Raw genomic sequence first — 17750 nt, forward strand, 5'->3', positions numbered from 1 at the left:
CATGAAGCAGATTGTGTGTGAAAAGCCTTATCATTTTAAAATGACGGATGTGAAAATACCGGAACTTAAGGATGGGGAAGCATTGGTCCGCATCAAACGGATCGGAATTTGCGGGACCGATTTTCACGCTTATTGCGGAAAACAGCCGTTTTTCTCTTATCCAAGGGTGCTCGGACACGAGCTGTCCGGTGAAATTGTCAGCATCGATGATACCGGCGGAACGCTTAAGCCTGGCGATCAAGTGTCAATTATTCCTTATTTGGAATGCGGAACATGCATCGCCTGCCGGAGCGGCCGCCCCAACTGCTGCGTGAATCTGAACGTCCTCGGTGTTCATACAGACGGGGGCATGCGGGAATACATAAACATCCCGGCAGACCACCTGTTAAAAACAGAAGGATTGACGCTCAGCGAAGCTGCTGTCATTGAATGTTTGAGCATCGGCGCCCACGCTGCAGAAAGGGCAAATATCAAAAAAGGGGAAGCGGTGCTTGTCGTTGGAGCGGGTCCTATCGGGCTCAGCGTGATGAAATTCGCAAAATTGAAGGGGGCGAAAGTCATCGCGATGGATGTCAGGAATGAGCGCCTCACATTTAGCCGTGAATGGGCTGAAGCCGATGAAGTTGTATTAGCGGGAGAACATGCGGCGGATGAGATCAAACGGTTGACGAACGGCGACTATCCGGCGGCTGTCTTTGACGCGACAGGGCACCTTGGATCGATGAACAGCGCTTATCAGTACGCCGCACACGGGGGCCGGCTGATCTATGTTGGGCTGGTTCACGGCCATCTGGTCATGCCCGATCCTGAAATCCACAAGCGGGAGCTGACCATTTTATCCAGCCGCAACGCATTAAGAAGCGATTTTGAGACGGTGATAAAAGCCGTCAGGGATGGCGGAGCGGATGCGAACCGGTTTGTTACCGGACAGATTGCGTTCCGCGATGTTGTTGACGGATTTCAATCAGCACTTGCTCCGGAAACCAATCCTGTGAAAGTGTTGATCCATCTGTAATACCACATAAAATGAAAGCGTTTTCTAAATTCCGGAAAGAGGGGGTTGCCCATGTTTTCAAACGGCCGCGGGTTTGTCATCGTGATGCTTTTTCTGGCGGGAGTGATTAATTATTTGGATCGTTCAGCATTGTCTGTCGCCGCTCCTTTTATTCAGGAAGATTTGAACATACGTCCGGCGCAGATGGGCATGCTGTTCAGCAGTTTTTTCATCGGATATGCCATCTTTAATTTTATCGGCGGCTGGGCATCAGATAAGTATGGAGCGAAACATACGCTGTCGGCTGCAATGGTCGTATGGTCGGTTTTCAGCGGGGCCATTGCACTGACATATAATTTCGTCTCACTGTTTATCATCCGCGTCATTTTCGGCATGGGGGAAGGTCCGCTGTCAGCTGCAACGAGCAAGTCGGTCAACAATTGGTTTCCGCAAAAAGAAAGAGCAAGGGCGCTTGGCATGACGATGTGCGGAACGCCGCTCGGCGGAGCCATTTCAGGACCGATCGTCGGATTGATCGCAATCCATTGGGGGTGGAAGGCTTCCTTTGTGTTGATCATGATCATCGGGCTTATCTGGACTTGGTTCTGGATGAAATTCATGAAAGATAAGCCGGACGACTCCCGCAGTTTGTCCCCTGAAAAAGAAGCGCGTCCGAAAAAGGATACCGGCATCCCGCTGTCTTTTTATTTGAAGCAGCCGACCGTGCTGTTTACGGCGTTCGCATTCTTTTCTTACAACTATATTTTATTCTTTTTCTTAACGTGGTTTCCGAGCTATTTAACGTCAGCCCGGGGGCTGAGCATACACGATATGAGCGTTGCAACGATGATACCGTGGGTTGTCGGATTTCTCGGTCTCGCACTTGGGGGATTTATATCGGATTATCTGTTCAAGCTGACGGGCAAACAGATGTTTTCGAGAAAAGCCGTGCTTGTGTGCTGCCTTTTGGCTGCGGCGGTATGCATTGGATTTGCCGGGCTTGTCACGACTGCGTTTGGAGCTGTTGCCCTTGTCGCACTATCGGTTTTCTTTTTGTATTTGACCGGCATCACATACTGGGCGATTATACAGGATATCGTTCATCCGGACAGGGTCGGGGGCGTGAGCGGATTCATGCACTTTCTTGCCAATACGTCCGGTATTATCGGTCCGACCGTTACAGGGTACATCGTCGAGTATACCGGGGCTTTCACAAGCGCTTTTTTGCTTGCGGGAGGGCTGGCGGTGGCAGGTTCTATTTGCGTCGCTTTGTTTGTGAAACCGATACGTTCTGAGAAGCTGCCTCAATCTGTTGCAGAAGGCGGACAGGGGCATCCTTTATGATGCACATACTGCTGAAGGCATAAAAAACCCCCTTCTCAGCAGGGAAGGAGGTTGAAAGTTCAGGCTTCACGGTTTGTTTTTTCTTTTGTTCAGCGTTTTAATGATTTTCTCGCTTCTTCTTCTGAGAAGAGAGGTATAGTCTGACAGGCCAAATTTTGCGAAATCGACGTGTTTGACTTGTTTTTTCAGTTTTTTCACAGCATCACCTAATTCAGCGCTTTTAGTTGATTGGTTTATTGTATGTATGAAACGGGAAAACGGAATAAGGACGGGAGAATTTTCCCGTCCTCGTTAAGCTTTTTTTCTTTTATACTCGCCGATCAGCCGTTCGTTTTGCCGGAAAATCCGTTCGGTATGGGGGCTGACTTCGTATTTCGCGATATTGGTTTTGGATTGCTTTTTAAACATTTTAAAGGCGAGGCGCTTTTTTGCGCTTTCATGGTCTTGCTGAAAAGCAGGCTCCATCAGTCGTCACCGTCCTCTTCGTTTGGTAGCAGAAGATCATAGATGCTTGTTAAAGAAGTAAACAGGAGGTAGTCAAATTCTGTGACAAGGTCTTCTGAGGTTAACTTCATGACATAGTCAAAATCGTGGATGGAAAAAGGAATGAGGACCATTTTTCCGTTTTCTTCATAATAAACGTCTTTGCGCTCAAGCTTTTCTTGAACATCGAAGCGGTTTTCCATATGCTCAAGCAAATGATCCTTGCTTTCTTCTGAATTATATTCGCAAAGTGCAGCGGATATATTCATTTTTTCGGCAAATCGTTTGATGAGCTTTTCGATCCCTTCTGCATATGCTTCTATATTTCCATAATAGATGTGGATCGGTTCGTTTTTCAATAGGTATTGAAACGTTTTCAGCCTGTTTTGATATGTGTGGAGGAGGTCGTTGTTTTCTTCGAGAAGCATTCTTGTGTCTGTCGCGAGTTCGGAGCTGCCGAGCTTTTTAAAGTAGGCGTTTAAGAAAATAAAAGCGTCTGTCAGCGTGAAAAAAACGGCAACGATCAAGTAATGAAGCGGGTTTGTGAAAATCGACTGCGGATCGTGCGTCCAATAAATCACGGCGCCGATAACATAAAGCAGGTACCATGTTTTTCGGATCGCGACCGTTTTTTCGGTGAGCTTTTTTTCAAAACGCCACACGGCAGCCACATACAGAGCCAGCGCCAATACAATGAGCCAAACAAGGAATTGATAAAATAGCAGCATAACTGGTTTCCCTCTTCCCGAGAAATAGTGCAGTTCCTATTCTATTGTTATGCCGGCTTTCTTTTAAACATGAAAACTCCCGTCCTGGATTCGGACGGGAGTGTGCTGATTAAAAGAATAAATCTAGTATGAAATAGGCAAATGCACCGATGGTTGCCGAAATGGGAAGGGTAATGACCCATGTGATCAACATCCGTTTTGCGGTGCCCCAGTTTACGCCTTTCACCCGGTGGGAAGCGCCTACGCCTAAAATGGATGAAGAAATGACGTGTGTCGTGCTGACAGGCAAATGGACGATCGTCGCACCAAAGATGATGAGGGCTCCCGTCAAATCTGCAGAGACACCGTTGACGGGACGGATCTTCATGATTTTTCCGCCGACGGTTTTGATGATTTTCCAGCCGCCGACAGATGTTCCGAGTCCCATGGCTGTGGCGCATGCAAGCTGCACCCAGAACGGGATGTCAGTTGTACTGTGCAAGTTACCCGCAATTAAAGCCATCGTAATGATACCCATCGCTTTCTGTGCATCGTTCGTGCCGTGTGTATAGGACTGTATGGCAGCTGTCGCGATTTGAACGCGCCGGAACCGCTTATTCGTTTTGGCCAGATTGCTGTTCTTAAAAATGACTTTGACGATGCTGTAGATCAAATATCCTAAAACAAACGCCAAAACGGGCGATAATATAAGTGCTTCGATAATTTTAATAAATCCGTGGTATTTAATCGCGGCGAATCCTTCCGATGCGATGACAGCTCCGGCAATCGCTCCGATGATCGCGTGGGATGAGCTGCTGGGAATGCCGAAATACCAAGTCACCAGGTTCCATGTAATGCCTGCGATAAGAGCTGCAAGGATCACGACCGATCCGTTTTCCAGTTTGAAAGGGTCGGCGATGTCGCTCGTAATGGTTTTCGCTACGCCTGTGAACGTCATGGCGCCGGCGAAGTTCATAACTGCCGCCATTATAATGGCGTGCCTTGGTTTTAACGCTTTTGTCGATACCGAGGTGGCGATCGCATTTGCCGTATCATGAAAACCGTTGATAAAGTCAAATGCCAAAGCAAAGATGACAATCAGTATGGTTAATACAAATAAAAGATCCATTATAATCCCTCGTTACGCATTTTTCATTATGATGGTTTCTAAATTGTTTGCTACACTTTGGCATGAATCTGCGATTTCTTCTAGCGTCTCATAGATTTCCCTGTACTGGATCACTTTAATCGGATCGGTCTCTTTCCCGAAAAGATTCTTCAGCGATTTGCGGTGCAGGTTATCGCAGTTATGTTCGTATTCTTTAATTTTAATGGCGTGCGGCTGAATTTCTGTCAGGCGATTTTCCGCCAGCAATTCAATTGTCAACAGAATTTCTTTTGCGCATTCTCTGATATAGCCGCTGAATTTATCAATATGCTCATCTGAAGATGTGATCGAGAAGATTTCCATCATGGCTGAAAAGTGTTCGATACCGTCGAGTACATCATCGAGGCTGTTTGTAAGCTGAAGGATGTCTTCGCGTTCGATCGGCGTGATAAATGCTTTGTTCAGCTCCTTAATCATCGTATGTACATAATTATCTCCTTTTGTCTCATACTCTTTTAAGGTATCCGCGAATTCTTTAAGGGTTGTCTGATTCGTCACTTTATAGTTAACAAAATACTCAGCTGTTTCGTCTAAATTTTTTGCAATTTCCGTCAAAAGCACGGAAAACTTGTCTTTTTTTCTTTTCAACATTTGTAACCCTCCATTGTTTAAATGAGACAATGCACACATCAAAATATTATATAACTTTTTGTCGAAAAAAAACAGGTGCAGTCGAAAAAAACCATTTAATTTTTAGATATTCACATCTTTTAGGTGGGCGCAAGCACCAGCTGCCATCCGGGATTTTATGATGATAATAGGCGTTTTCTCCTTTCGGCTCATTGTGTCAAAAGAACGAATGACAGGATTTTTTTGAGGAATTTGGGAGTTTGGGTTCAGAAAAATAGAAAATTGGGAGTTTTCCTTATTTTCAGTTCATTTTCCTGTTATAGTAGTAATAAACTGGAAAGGAAGGTGATCTGATGAGACGGTTAGCTTTCTTAGTTGTTGCGATGTGCTTGGCGGTTGGTTGCTTTTTCAGTCCGGTGTCAAAAGCAGAAGGGGTTATGAGCGGCGGAGATGGTGATAAAGTCGCCGTCGGGAAAGACGGTATGGTGGCTACGGCCCATCCGCTTGCATCAAAAATCGGAGCCGAAGTGTTGAAAAAGGGCGGGAATGCCATTGATGCAGCAATTGCGATTCAGTATGCTCTGAATGTAACGGAGCCGATGATGTCGGGAATCGGCGGCGGTGGATTCATGATGGTCTACGATGGCGAGACGAAGGAAACGTCGATCGTCAACAGCAGGGAGCGTGCTCCACAGGGTGCCGAACCTGACATGTTTTTGGATGAAGACGGAAAGGTGATTCCTTTTTCAGAAAGGTCGAGACACGGAAATGCGGTCGGTGTGCCGGGAACGCTGAAAGGGCTCGAAGCGGCGCATAAAAAGTGGGGAACGAAGAAAATGGAAGACTTGATATCGCCTTCCGTTAAGCTTGCAGAAGAAGGGTTCCCGATCGATTCGGTTTTGGCCGATGCGATAAAGGACCATCAGGACAAGCTCAGCAAAACGGCCGCAAAGGATATTTTCCTTCCCGACGGTGAACCTTTGAAAGAAGGTGATATCCTCGTACAAAAGGATTTGGCCAAGACGTTTAAATTAATACGGAAAGAAGGGTCAAAAGCCTTTTATGATGGAGAAATCGGCCGGGCGATAGCAGATGTCGTGCAGGATTTCGGGGGTTCGATGACACCTGATGACCTGTCCCGCTATGAGGTCACAACAGATAAGCCGATCTGGGGCGAGTACCACGGCTATGATATCGCAAGCATGCCTCCTCCAAGTTCAGGCGGAGTGTTCATGCTGCAGATGCTGAAATTGATTGATGATTTTCATTTATCCCAATACGATCCAAAATCATTTGAAAAATATCATCTGCTCGCGGAAACGATGCACCTCGCCTATGCGGACAGGGCTGCATATGCGGGCGATCCGGAATTTGTCGATGTTCCGCTCTCAGGGCTGCTCGATCCCGATTATATTAAGGAGCGGCAGCAGCTGATCAGCCTTGATTCGATGAACCGCGATGTGAAAGCAGGCGATCCATGGAAATACGAGGCGGGAGAGCCGAATTATGAGATCGTGCCTCAGCCTGAAGATAAGACGATCGGGGAGACGACGCATTTTACCGTCACGGACCAGTGGGGCAATGTTGTCTCTTATACGACTACGATTGAACAGCTTTTTGGAACGGGGATTTTAGTGCCCGGGTACGGACTGTTTTTAAACAATGAACTGACCGATTTTGATGCGGTTCCAGGCGGAGCGAACGAAGTTCAGCCGAATAAAAGGCCGCTTTCAAGCATGACGCCGACGATCGTTTTTAAAGACGAAAAACCGGTGCTGACTGTTGGTTCCCCGGGAGGAACGACGATCATTGCTTCCGTTTTCCAGACGATCTTGAATTATTTTGAGTACGGCATGAGCCTTCAGGATGCGATTGAAGAGCCGAGAATCTATACGAACAGCCTGACTTCTTACCGCTATGAATCGGGAATGCCGGAGGATGTCAGACTGAAGCTCAATGACTTCGGCCACAGATTCGGTGCGAATCCGGTTGATATCGGCAATGTCCAAAGTATTTTCATTGACCGGGAGAACAGAACGTTTATGGGGGTTGCCGATTCAAGCAGAAACGGGACGGCGGTCGGCGTCAACATTAAGACATCGGCTAAATAGCGGAAGCAAGGGCTTGGTCTAAGGCTTTTAGATCAAGCCTTCTTCCGTCTGTCAGCGGGGAAAAGAGGATTTTTTTCGAAAGAAGAGAAATATATTTTTTGTAAGCGTTTACTAAGTTGCGAAGGAGGGAGACCATGATTCACACGTTGGCAAATGGATTTTACCGCTTTTGCGAGTGGGTGATGCGGCTCGCCTATTTGAATCTGTTGTGGATCGGCTTCACGCTGGCGGGAGCGGTCATCTTCGGTTTAGCGCCGGCGACTGCCGCGATGTTCGCTGTGACAAGACAGTGGGCGCTGGGAAAGATGGATATCCCGGTGTTTCAGACGTTTTATCAGGCGTTTAAAAAGAAATGGGCCAAAGCAAGCGTTCTCGGTTTGATATTGGGTCTGGTCGGTTTATTGCTGATTGTTGATTTTCAAATTGCGGCCGTCTATTTTCACGATCAGCCGGTTGTCTTAAGTCTGTTCATCAGTTTGTTTATCATTTACGCCATCATCCTCTTTTACGCTTTTCCAATTGATGTCCACTACGATTTAAAACGGATTGCAGTGCTGAAATACAGCTTTATCATCGGCTTTTCCCGTCCGCTCACCTCGTTTTTCATGCTGATCAGCGCGTTTGGCATGATTCTGCTCGCTTTATTTCATGTCACATTTCTTCTATTCTTCAGCGGCAGCGCTTTAAGCTTCATTTTGACGAAGCTCTCGTTTCAGGCGTTCCGCGCAATAGACGGGCGCCGGACAGATAAACAGGCTGCCGTCACACGCTTGAAATGAAGGTGTTCGTTCGGTGAACCGGTATCATCATTTAAAAATTAAAGATCAATTGTTTATCTTGATTTCATTGATCATGGCTGTTTCGCTCATCCTGATCTTGAGCGGCGTTCAATACGCGTTCCGTGTCTATGACCAGCAGATTTACAGGAAGTCGTCACAGGTGCTGATGTTATCATCAAAAAGCATTGAAGATGAATTGAAAAAGATTGAGGATGTGTCATATCAACTGACCACTGACGCCGCCATCCAAGCAAACCTTCTAAAAGCCGGCCGCGGCCAAAACAAATACGTGACCTACCGAATGAAAAGCAAAATCTGGGATAAGCTTGCCGAATATACCGGCTCTAAGCGGTACATTAAATCGATTCATTTGTTTGATGCTTCCGGCACCGAGTATTCCGCAGGGGCGAATTTATCCGAAGCATTGCGGGGGCAAAAAAATGCGCTGATCGAAAAAGCGTCGCGCCAAAAAGGCAGCAACACGTGGGAGCCTATGCCGGGTGAAACCGGCGAGCTGTTATCCGTCCGGGAAATTCGCTCCTATGAGCGTTTAAACCTTGACCATCTGGGAACAGTGGTGATTGTCGCCGATTTAAAACGGGTCATCGGCGATCTTCCGAAAGACTGGGGGGAAGGCGCAGGCAAGATTGCGATGTCGGACGGGCAGGAGCTGTTTTTTTCTGAAATGCCTTTCAGCCAAACCGATGGACTACGTTTATCTTCTCACGCAGAAAACGGATATGACATTGTGGAGGAAAACGGCCAGCGCTTTTTCGTTTCATATGTCAAATCAGCGTATAAGAATTGGACGTATTGGAGCCTGATCCCTTTTGACGCGATGTTTTCGAAAATCTCTGCGATGAAGACGATCCTGATTTCCCTTTTTATTCTCTTCTTTCTGATTGCGGTTCTCTTTGGAAGGAAAATGGCCAGGGGCATTACGAGTCCGATTGAGAAGCTGGTGGCAGCCATGAAAAATGCCCAAACCGGCGATTTTAAACTGGCGCCGCTCACTCGTGCTCCTTCAGACCGGCAGGATGAAGTCAGCGTCTTAAACCGCAACTTTTTTACAATGGTTGAACGGATCAATGAACTGATTGCCGAGAACTACGAGAAGCAGCTGATGCTGAAAGAGACGGAATTCAGAGCGCTCCAAGCGCAAATCAACCCCCACTTTTTATACAACACGCTCGAGTCGATCAACTGGCTGGCAAAAACGAACCGTCAGCCGCAAATTTCAAAGATGACGGAATCCCTCGGGTTTTTGCTCAGGAATGCCATCAATATGAAAAACGACGTGGTGACGATCGAGGAAGAAGCTGAAATTGTGCTCCACTATTTTACCATTCAGCGTTTTCGCTTTGAGGAGCGGCTCGTTTTTGAACTCGACATTGAGCCGGCGGTGAAAAAATGCCGCGTGCCAAAGCTTGTCCTCCAGCCTTTGGCTGAAAATGCGATTACATACTGTCTCGAGCCCTTCATTGAACCTTGCCATATTCACATTAAAGCATATAAAAAAGGCGGGTTTGTATATTTAACGGTTACCGACAACGGACCGGGCATGGATGAAGACTTTTTGGAAAAAGCGAGAAAAGAGCTTGTCCGGACAAGAGGCAGAGGAATCGGACTGCAAAATATCGATGAGCGCATTCAGCTGATGTTTGGCAAAGGGTACGGCTTGACGATTTCAAGCGAAAAGAACAAGGGAACCGAAATGTTAATTAAAATACCATTTCAAAGCGGGGTGTGATGATGTATAAAGTGCTGTTGGCGGACGATGAACGGATTATTCTCGACGGCATCTCCAGCATGATCGAGTGGAGTTCGTTCGAAACGTCTTTGATCGGAGCCGCACAAAACGGGATTGACGCTTACCGCCTGATTATGGAAGAGCGGCCGGACATTGTGATCAGCGATATTAAAATGCCCGGGATGGGAGGACTCGAACTGATCGAGAAAGTGTCCCGCGACTACCCGTCAATCCGGTTTATTTTGCTGACGGGCTTCGGCCAGTTTGAATATGCAAAAAAAGCGATGTCATACGGAGTCAGACATTATTTGCTCAAACCCTGCAATGAAAACCACATTACAGATTCGCTTCAAAGCGTGATCGGCGAGCTGAAAAAAGAGGAATCGGCGCAAAAAGTAAAAAATGATCTGGAGATGATGAAGCCGCATCTTATGAAGCAAATGTTAAAAGAGCTGGTCACGGGCAGCCGCATCGAGGATGAAACGTGCCTGCGCTTTTTTTCAGAGCAAAAGGTCATCAGACTGATCCTGTTTTCCGTCCGGGACGGGGATGACAAAGACTATGCCCAAGGTGTTGAGTCCATTGCGGATGAGGTGCTGAACGGTTCTGTCATCACTTCGGCCTGCGTTCAACAAGTGCTTGTTTGTGCAGTTGACGGAAAAGTCGCTCCTGCCGTACTTGAGGAAAAAATGAAAAGCGTCCAAGAACTTTCACGCCATCTGCTTCAATTTGAACCTGAAGCATCACTCAGCGAAAGCGGCAGTATCAGCGAAGCCTCCGCTATGTACGAAAAGGCATACGCACAGATCGTCCAACATGAAGGAGAGACATCGGTTTTAATCGGGAGGATGCTCGATCTCATCGAAAAGGAGGCCTCAAATCCGAAGCTTTCGCTGAAATGGGCAGCCCGCAACATGCTGTACATGAATCCGGATTATCTCGGCAAGCTGTTTAAACAGGAAACCGGTGAAAGGTTTTCAAGCTATGTTGCAAAGGTGCGCATCGAAAAAGCGATCGCGAAGATGAAGAAGTCTAAAAACACGGCCATCGGCGCACTGGCAGAGGAGCTGGGGTTTGGCCACAATCCGAAATACTTCAGCCTTGTTTTTAAAAAATACACAGGACTCACCCCGTCAGAATTTCGAAAAAAAGAAGAAAACACGTTTTAATGCCGCCGGTATATTCGGCGGTTTTTTGCGTATTGACGGAATCTCTGTTTTTTTAACATTCTTCTCTGTTTTTTGAGTTTCTGGGACAAAAAGTTGAATTTAAAATGAAATGTAAGCACTTACAAAATAAGGAGGGGGAATGTTGATGAGAAGATTTGTGTTTTTCTCATTTTGCGTTTTGCTGACGCTCGGCCTGTTCGGATGCAGTTCAAACACTGAAGAGGCGGCCGGTGCGGACGGCAAAAAGAAGGTTACCTTGAGGGTCGCGTGGTGGGGCGGACAGCCTCGGCATGATTATACATCAAAAATCATCGAGCTGTATGAAAAGGAACACCCGCATGTCAAAATCGAAGCGGAGTTTGCGAATTGGGACGATTATTGGAAAAAGCTTGCCCCGATGTCTGCGGCGGGTCAGCTGCCAGATGTGATTCAGATGGATATGGCGTATTTATCCCAATACGGCAAGAAAGGCCAGCTTGAAGACCTGACTCCGTACGTCAAGGACGGGACCATCAATACCGAATCGATTGATGAAAAGACGATCAAAGGCGGCAAAATCGGTGATCAGTTATACGGCTTCCCGCTCGGTGTGAATGTGCTGTCGGTGATTACAAATGATGACATGCTAAAAGAAGCGGGCGTTGAAATTGACGACGGCAGCTGGACGTGGACCGATTTTGAAAACCTGGCGCTAGAGGTCGAGGAGAAGACGGGGCAATACGGTTCAAACGGCATGCATCCGCCTGATGTCTTTTTCCCTTATTACTTGAGGACGAAGGGCGAGCGCTTTTATAAAGAGGACGGCACAGGCCTTGCTTATTCAGACGACAAGCTGTTTGTCGATTACTTCAAGCGTCAGGTGAAGCTCGTTGATGAAAAAGCATCGCCGACACCTGATGAAAGCGCGCAAGTGAAGGGAATGGAGGACGATTTTATCGTTAAAGGCCGAACGGCTGCAACATGGAATTATTCAAATCAGTTTTCGGCATTCGCACAGCTGACCGATGCACCTCTGACATTAAAACTGCCTCCTGAACAGGCGAAAGAAAAGGCGCTGTTTTTAAGGCCGAGCATGCTGTTTTCAATCCCGAAAAGCTCCGAGCAAAAAAAAGAAGCGGCTGCATTCATCGACTTCTTTATTAACAATGAAAAAGCCAATGCCCTGATCAAAGGAGAAAGAGGCGTGCCGGTTTCCTCCAAAATTGCGGAAACGGTGAAGAAAGAACTGAGTGAAGAGGAGAAAAAGATTTTCGAATATGTCGAACGGGCTTCGGAGTCCGCGGGGGAAGTGGAACCGCCTGAACCGATCGGCAGCGCCGAAGTTATCAAACTGCTAAAAGACACATCAGACCAGATTTTGTTTAAAAAGATCACGCCTGAAGAAGGAGCCGCGAAGTTCAGAAAAGAAGCGGACGCGATACTGAAAAGAAATCAACAATGATAAGCGGGACAAGTGGAGGAAGGCCGCTCATCAAATGCAGGAGGAAGTGAACGTGAAGCGAAAAAATAGAATTGACAATTTGGCGGGTTACGCCTTTATTTCCCCGTTTATTATCGGATTTTTATGCTTTACCGTCATTCCGATGGGAGCCTCGCTGTTTCTGTCTTTTACAAGCTACGATCTGTTCACCCCGCCCAAATGGGTCGGCCTTGACAACTATAAGGCGATGCTGACAGATGATGAAAAGTACTGGGGCTCGCTGAAAGTGACGTTTTATTACGTGCTCGCGGGTGTTCCGCTGCGCCTCGCGTTTGCGCTTTTCATTGCGGTGATTTTGAACAGAGCCGAAAAAGGTGTCGGCATTTACCGGACGCTCTTTTATCTCCCGTCCATTATCGGCGGCAGCGTGGCGGTCGCGATTATGTGGCGAAATGTATTCGGCAATGACGGTGTTATCAATGCGCTTTTGTTCTTCCTCGGATTTGACCAGAAGATTCTTTGGTATCAGGATCCGACAAGCGCATTGTGGACCTTGATTCTTTTGTCGGTGTGGCAGTTCGGCTCTTCCATGCTGATCTTTCTTGCCGGATTGAAAAATATCCCGCCGATGTATCAGGAAGCGGCAAGCGTCGACGGTGCAAACAGATTTCAGCGTTTTTTTCTCATTACGCTCCCGCTTCTCAGTCCGATCATCTTTTTTAACCTGGTGATGCAGACCATTTCAGCCTTCATGACCTTTACGCCGGCCTACATTATTTCAAAAGGGGAAGGCGGTCCGCTTGACGGGACGCTTCTATATTCTCTCTATTTGTTCCAGCGGGCCTTCAACTTTTTCCAAATGGGCTACGCATCGGCGATGGCATGGGTGATGCTCATCCTGATCGGCCTTGTCACATTCATATTGTTCAAAACTTCATCCTTATGGGTGCATTACGAATCGAAGGAGGGGTAGCTGGTGGAGCCGGTAAAAGACATTTCGGGGCGGGCGGCGCCTGCCCCGCTTCCCGCAGGAACGGGAAAGAAAAGAGCCGGGCAGCTCGTGTTCCATATCGCGACTGCCGGTCTTGCGATCATCCTTTTGTATCCCGTTATCTGGCTGATCGCAAGCTCGTTTAAAGAAAGTGCGAGCATATTCGCTACATCCCATTCGCTCATCCCGGATCCTTTGATCCTGTCCAATTACACGGAGGGCTGGAAAGGGATCGCCGGACAGCCGTTCATCACATTTATTAAAAATTCGCTTATCATCGTCGGCCTCTCGACGGTCGGTGCGGTTTTGTCCTCAGCGTTCATCGCTTACGGATTCGCACGGATTCCATTTAAAGGGAAGGCATTTTGGTTTAGCTGCATGATGGTGACGATGATGCTGCCGCACGAGGTGCTGATGATTCCGCAATACATCATTTTTGCAAAATTGGATTGGCTGAATTCATTCAAGCCGATCGTTGTTCCACAATTTTTCGGGCACGCGTTTTTTATCTTTTTGATGATTCAGTTCATCAGGACGATCCCGGTAGAACTCGATGAAGCGGCAAAAATTGACGGCTGCAGCCGTCTCGGCATCTTTTTCAGAATCATTTTGCCATTGATCGCACCGGCGCTCGCGACGTCCGCCATCTTCTCGTTTTACTGGAAGTGGGAGGAGCTGATCAATCCGCTTCTTTACTTGAACAAGCCGGAGCTTTACCCGGTTTCTCTGGCACTAAAGCTGTTTTTAGATACGGAAACGGCGTCTAACTGGGGGGCGATGTTTGCGATGTCAGTCGTCTCACTCGTCCCGGTGATCCTCGTGTTTTTCGTCTTTCAAAAATCGATCGTCCAAGGAATCAGCATGAGCGGATTAAAATAAAAAGGGAGAGAAGAGTGCATGACAAAGCTTGTTTTTGATGAAGAAAAACTGAATGAAGTGATCGACAGAATCGTCAAGCGGACATTTCAGATGGATTTCGAATGGGATTGGCCGGGCGGCGTCGCGTTTTACGGCGTCGCTGAGGCGTATGAAGCAACCGAAAATGACGAATACCTCGAACTTTTGAAAAACTGGACGGATGAAAAGCTTGAAGACGGCTTGCCTAAGCTGTCGATCAACGGGGTATCCATCGGCCATACCCTTCTGTCGCTCTACCAGGCGACAGGAGATGACCGTTATCTTGACACCGCCCGGCAAATGGCGGACTATGTGCTCCGCGAAGCGCCCCGGTTCGCAGATGGGATTTTGCAGCACACCGTCAACTCAGAGAAACATGTATTCCCTGAACAGGCATGGGTCGATACGATGATGATGGCGGGCTTGTTCCTTCTCCGAATCGGCAAAACTGTCGGCAGCGAGGCATATTTTGAAGACGGGCTGCGCCAGTATCACGGCCATGAGGAATTTTTGCAAGACATGGAGACCAATCTCTATTATCACGGATGGGACCATGTGGCCAAAAACAATCTGTCAGGCATATTTTGGGGAAGGGGAAACGGATGGGCCGCTTTGACAATGGCTAAAGCGCTCCCTTTGATCGATGTTACGCATCCTTCATACATGATCATTGACGGTTCACTTCGAGACTTGTTGAGCGCGCTTGTCAGGCTTCAGCATCCTTCTGGTTTATGGCACACCGTACTGACGGATCCTGATTCATATCTTGAAGTGTCGGGATCTGCGGGGATTGCTTCCGGCCTGCTGTCCAGAGGCTCGCTATACCACAAATCCGTTCAGAAGGCGCTCACAGCCATAACAGATGCGGTCGCGCCTGACGGAAGGGTGGAACGCGTTTCAGCGGGCACAGCAGTGATGCGGGATGCGCAGGGATACAAAGACGTTCCGTATAAACGGATTCAAGGCTGGGGACAGGGGCTTGCCCTGACGTTTTTGGCAGACGTCGTCCGCTCCAAGTCGCGCGCGTTCCAATAGAAATTGAAAAAGAAACATTCTTTTCATTGCAGTGGGGGGAGAGGGATGAAAAAGCTGCATCAAAGATATGTTTCACGGCGAAAAGGAAGTTTTTTTAAAAAAAGCTTTGTGCTGATTCTGCTGATTGCGTGTATTCCCGGCTTATTGACGGGTGCAGGAATCTATTTGTTTTCCGCTGCAAAAATTGAAAAAGAGCTCCAACAAATGCACGAGAACCAGGTGAAACGCCAAATCAGCCAAATCGATGACAAGCTGGAAGGGCTTGAGATCATGCTCTCCCAGCTTGCATATGATCCGCGCCTGATGAACGGTCTGGCCGATGCCGATCTGCAAACGGATTTTCAAACGACGTACAGGCTCTCAAAATCGCTGTTTGTGCTTCAGGATCAAAATCCGCTCATTCACAAGGTTGAACTGTTTATTCAAGGGAAAGAGCCGATTCTTTTAAATCCGGAATACAGCGGAATGACCGACCGGAACATCTTAAAGGCCTATCATTCGTTGCTTGAAGGCTGTCAAAACGTTTATTGGAAAGACATGAGCGCCGCTCCTTACGGAATGGCGCTTGTCCACAAAATTCCGGGAGGCATCTCAGAGCCGTTCGGCGCGCTGATTTTAACGATTGACGAAAAAGAAATGGGGCATTTGCTGGAAAGCCTTTCACCGTATTCAAAGGGAACAGCGCTTCTTTTTCATCATAATCAAAAGCCTGTTTTTTCCGGGAGCAAACGCGGCAAAGCCAATTTTGAAAGCGTTTTAAAAGGGATGCTTGAGAAACAAAAAAATCAACAGGGCTCCTTTGTGATGGATTGGGACGGAGGGGCGTATTCCGTTTCATACGGACGAATGGACAGATTAAACCAGGAATGGACCTATGTCTCGGCTTCACCGATGTCGGCGATTACGGCTCCGGTGTTGTTTTTATCGAAGCTCGTCGCGTCGGTCAGCATCGCCGGGATCGTTCTTGCTTTCATTCTGTCATGGTATGCGTCACACAAAATTTATTCACCTGTCGCAAGGCTGATCAAGCTCTGCTCAGGAGAGGGTAAGGCCGCTCATTTTCCGGATGAATTTCATTGGCTCGAGAAGCGCTGGGAAGACCTGACTGAGGAAAGCGGCAGACTGAAAAAGGAAATGCCCCAGGCTGCAAACGTTTTTTTTCAGCGCCTTCTCGGCGGATACTTTGCAGATGAATCAGAGAGGAATTTGAGAGATCGTCTGAAAAGGTGGGGCTGGGAAGCGAAAGACAATGTGTTTACCATCATCGATATCCAGCTGACGGGACTTTACGAAGGGAACGGAGCTTTTACAAAAAAGGATGAAAGTCTGACGGGTTTTTTGCTGGGCAACATTACGCGCGAACTGGCTGGTAGGACTTTCAAACATATTTATATGACCGATGTCCGTTCGTTATCGCTTGCTGTGCTGCTGATGAGCGGCAGGAAAACAGCCTTCAAGGAAGAAACCGCCCAATTTGTCCGTGAGCTGACGGATGTGATCTGCGGCATATCAAGACTCCACGTCACAGTGACGGTATCAAAAACCGCTCACATGTTAAAAGACATTCCCGGCATGTATGAAGAGGTGAAAGAAGGCAGGCATTACAGACAGTTCGAAAACGCCAGCCAGGTGATCGATTTAAGCCGGAAGGAAGACATGACTCCCGTTGAATCATACTATCCGTTCACCCTTGAAAAAGAGGTCGTTAGGGCGTTACGGCTTGAAGAAAGGGATGAAGTCGAAAGGCGGATCAGGCTGTTCATCCGGGAACTGTCCGAAAAAGGAAAGACGGAAATCCGCATCCAGCCGGGCATGATGCAGCTGTTGGCAAAGATCCAGGAAGAGATCTTTCATTCCGGCCTTCACCCTTATGAATTGTTCAGCCGAAAAAATCTGCTGCAGGAGCTTTCAGAGCTGAGGGAGCCGGAAAGGGCCGTCGGCTGGATGATGGAGCGTGTCGTAAGCCCGTATCTTAAAGAAATGGAAGGCAGGAAAAACAGACAGCAAAAACGGCTTGTCGAACAGGTGCTTGAGATGATTCATCAGCATTATATGAACGATATCTCGCTTGAAAGCTGCGCTGATCAAGCCGGGACGAATTCGTATACGCTGAGCAAAGCTTTCAAACAAGTAACCGGCATCAATTTTATCGACTATGTTACCCGTCTCAGAATCGAAAAAGCGAAAGAGCTTCTTCTTGAAACGAATAAAAAAATCCATGACGTTTCTGAAGAAGTCGGCTACAGACACAGCTATTTCAACCGGATTTTCAAGAAGCAGGTCGGCATTCCGCCGAGCCGCTACAGGCAGATTCATCAGGAATCTTCGTGAA

At 47.6% G+C, this 17750-nt stretch carries 16 protein-coding genes; 11 read left to right on the forward strand and 5 right to left on the reverse strand.

Translation table 11 applies throughout. From position 1 onward, the window contains the following. The first annotated feature begins 1 nt into the window (after position 1). Together MKZ04_RS02355 and MKZ04_RS02360 are read left to right on the forward strand one after the other, a co-directional pair. A complete protein-coding gene (locus MKZ04_RS02355; RefSeq protein ID WP_341045217.1) occupies positions 2-1015 on the forward strand; it encodes a zinc-binding alcohol dehydrogenase family protein in 1014 nt (337 codons plus the stop codon). Positions 1016-1066: 51 nt separating this feature from the next. Continuing rightward, positions 1067-2338: an MFS transporter gene (locus tag MKZ04_RS02360; RefSeq protein ID WP_026579844.1), complete on the forward strand. Its 1272-nt coding sequence runs from the start codon at positions 1067-1069 to the stop codon at positions 2336-2338. A 66-nt stretch (positions 2339-2404) separates the two neighbouring features. On the opposite strand, the gene MKZ04_RS02365 is transcribed toward MKZ04_RS02360, so the two are convergent. The 5 genes from MKZ04_RS02365 to MKZ04_RS02385 all read right to left on the reverse strand — a co-directional run bounded on the left by MKZ04_RS02365 (position 2405) and on the right by MKZ04_RS02385 (position 5287). Continuing rightward, positions 2405-2536 carry a hypothetical protein gene (locus tag MKZ04_RS02365; protein WP_023856733.1) on the reverse strand — a complete coding sequence of 44 codons (132 nt, stop codon included), beginning with the start codon at positions 2534-2536 and terminating at the stop codon, positions 2405-2407. 93 nt (positions 2537-2629) lie between these two features. Next, complete coding sequence (locus tag MKZ04_RS02370) at positions 2630-2803, reverse strand: type II toxin-antitoxin system SpoIISB family antitoxin (protein WP_023856734.1); 174 nt, start codon at positions 2801-2803, stop codon at positions 2630-2632. Next, positions 2803-3549 (reverse strand): type II toxin-antitoxin system SpoIISA family toxin, encoded by a 747-nt coding sequence (locus MKZ04_RS02375; protein WP_023856735.1) that lies wholly within the window; start codon positions 3547-3549, stop codon positions 2803-2805. Before MKZ04_RS02375 ends, MKZ04_RS02370 begins: the two co-directional genes overlap by 1 nt. Before the next feature lie 109 nt (positions 3550-3658). After that, the gene (locus tag MKZ04_RS02380) at positions 3659-4657 is read right to left on the reverse strand and encodes an inorganic phosphate transporter (RefSeq protein WP_023856736.1); all 999 of its coding nucleotides are present in this window, start codon (positions 4655-4657) and stop codon (positions 3659-3661) included. A gap of 12 nt (positions 4658-4669) precedes the next feature. Then, on the reverse strand, positions 4670-5287 hold the full coding sequence (locus MKZ04_RS02385; RefSeq protein WP_023856737.1) for a DUF47 domain-containing protein: 618 nt from the start codon (positions 5285-5287) through the stop codon (positions 4670-4672). A 332-nt stretch (positions 5288-5619) separates the two neighbouring features. Here MKZ04_RS02385 and ggt point away from each other — a divergent pair, with 332 nt between their 5' ends. From ggt to MKZ04_RS02430, 9 genes are all read left to right on the forward strand, one after another. Then, positions 5620-7377, forward strand: a complete 1758-nt coding sequence (ggt, locus tag MKZ04_RS02390; RefSeq protein ID WP_025811589.1) for a gamma-glutamyltransferase — start codon at positions 5620-5622, stop codon at positions 7375-7377. A 134-nt stretch (positions 7378-7511) separates the two neighbouring features. Beyond that, complete coding sequence (locus MKZ04_RS02395; RefSeq protein ID WP_003180888.1) at positions 7512-8156, forward strand: YesL family protein; 645 nt, start codon at positions 7512-7514, stop codon at positions 8154-8156. A gap of 13 nt (positions 8157-8169) precedes the next feature. Then, on the forward strand, positions 8170-9906 hold the full coding sequence (locus tag MKZ04_RS02400; protein WP_341045221.1) for a sensor histidine kinase: 1737 nt from the start codon (positions 8170-8172) through the stop codon (positions 9904-9906). 2 nt (positions 9907-9908) lie between these two features. After that, a complete protein-coding gene (locus MKZ04_RS02405) occupies positions 9909-11075 on the forward strand; it encodes a response regulator transcription factor (protein ID WP_003180892.1) in 1167 nt (388 codons plus the stop codon). A gap of 145 nt (positions 11076-11220) precedes the next feature. Then, positions 11221-12516: an ABC transporter substrate-binding protein gene (locus tag MKZ04_RS02410; RefSeq protein WP_445662240.1), complete on the forward strand. Its 1296-nt coding sequence runs from the start codon at positions 11221-11223 to the stop codon at positions 12514-12516. 34 nt (positions 12517-12550) lie between these two features. Next, positions 12551-13468, forward strand: a complete 918-nt coding sequence (locus MKZ04_RS02415) for a carbohydrate ABC transporter permease (protein ID WP_101560756.1) — start codon at positions 12551-12553, stop codon at positions 13466-13468. 87 nt (positions 13469-13555) lie between these two features. Next, positions 13556-14365, forward strand: a complete 810-nt coding sequence (locus MKZ04_RS02420; protein WP_243941130.1) for a carbohydrate ABC transporter permease — start codon at positions 13556-13558, stop codon at positions 14363-14365. Between the two features lie 18 nt (positions 14366-14383). Beyond that, a complete protein-coding gene (locus MKZ04_RS02425) occupies positions 14384-15418 on the forward strand; it encodes a glycoside hydrolase family 88/105 protein (RefSeq protein WP_023856745.1) in 1035 nt (344 codons plus the stop codon). A gap of 45 nt (positions 15419-15463) precedes the next feature. Beyond that, positions 15464-17749 carry an AraC family transcriptional regulator gene (locus tag MKZ04_RS02430; protein ID WP_065643298.1) on the forward strand — a complete coding sequence of 762 codons (2286 nt, stop codon included), beginning with the start codon at positions 15464-15466 and terminating at the stop codon, positions 17747-17749. Position 17750 lies beyond the last annotated feature (1 nt).

The organism is Bacillus sp. FSL W7-1354 (genome assembly GCF_038002405.1).
GTDB classification, from domain to species: domain Bacteria; phylum Bacillota; class Bacilli; order Bacillales; family Bacillaceae; genus Bacillus; species Bacillus paralicheniformis.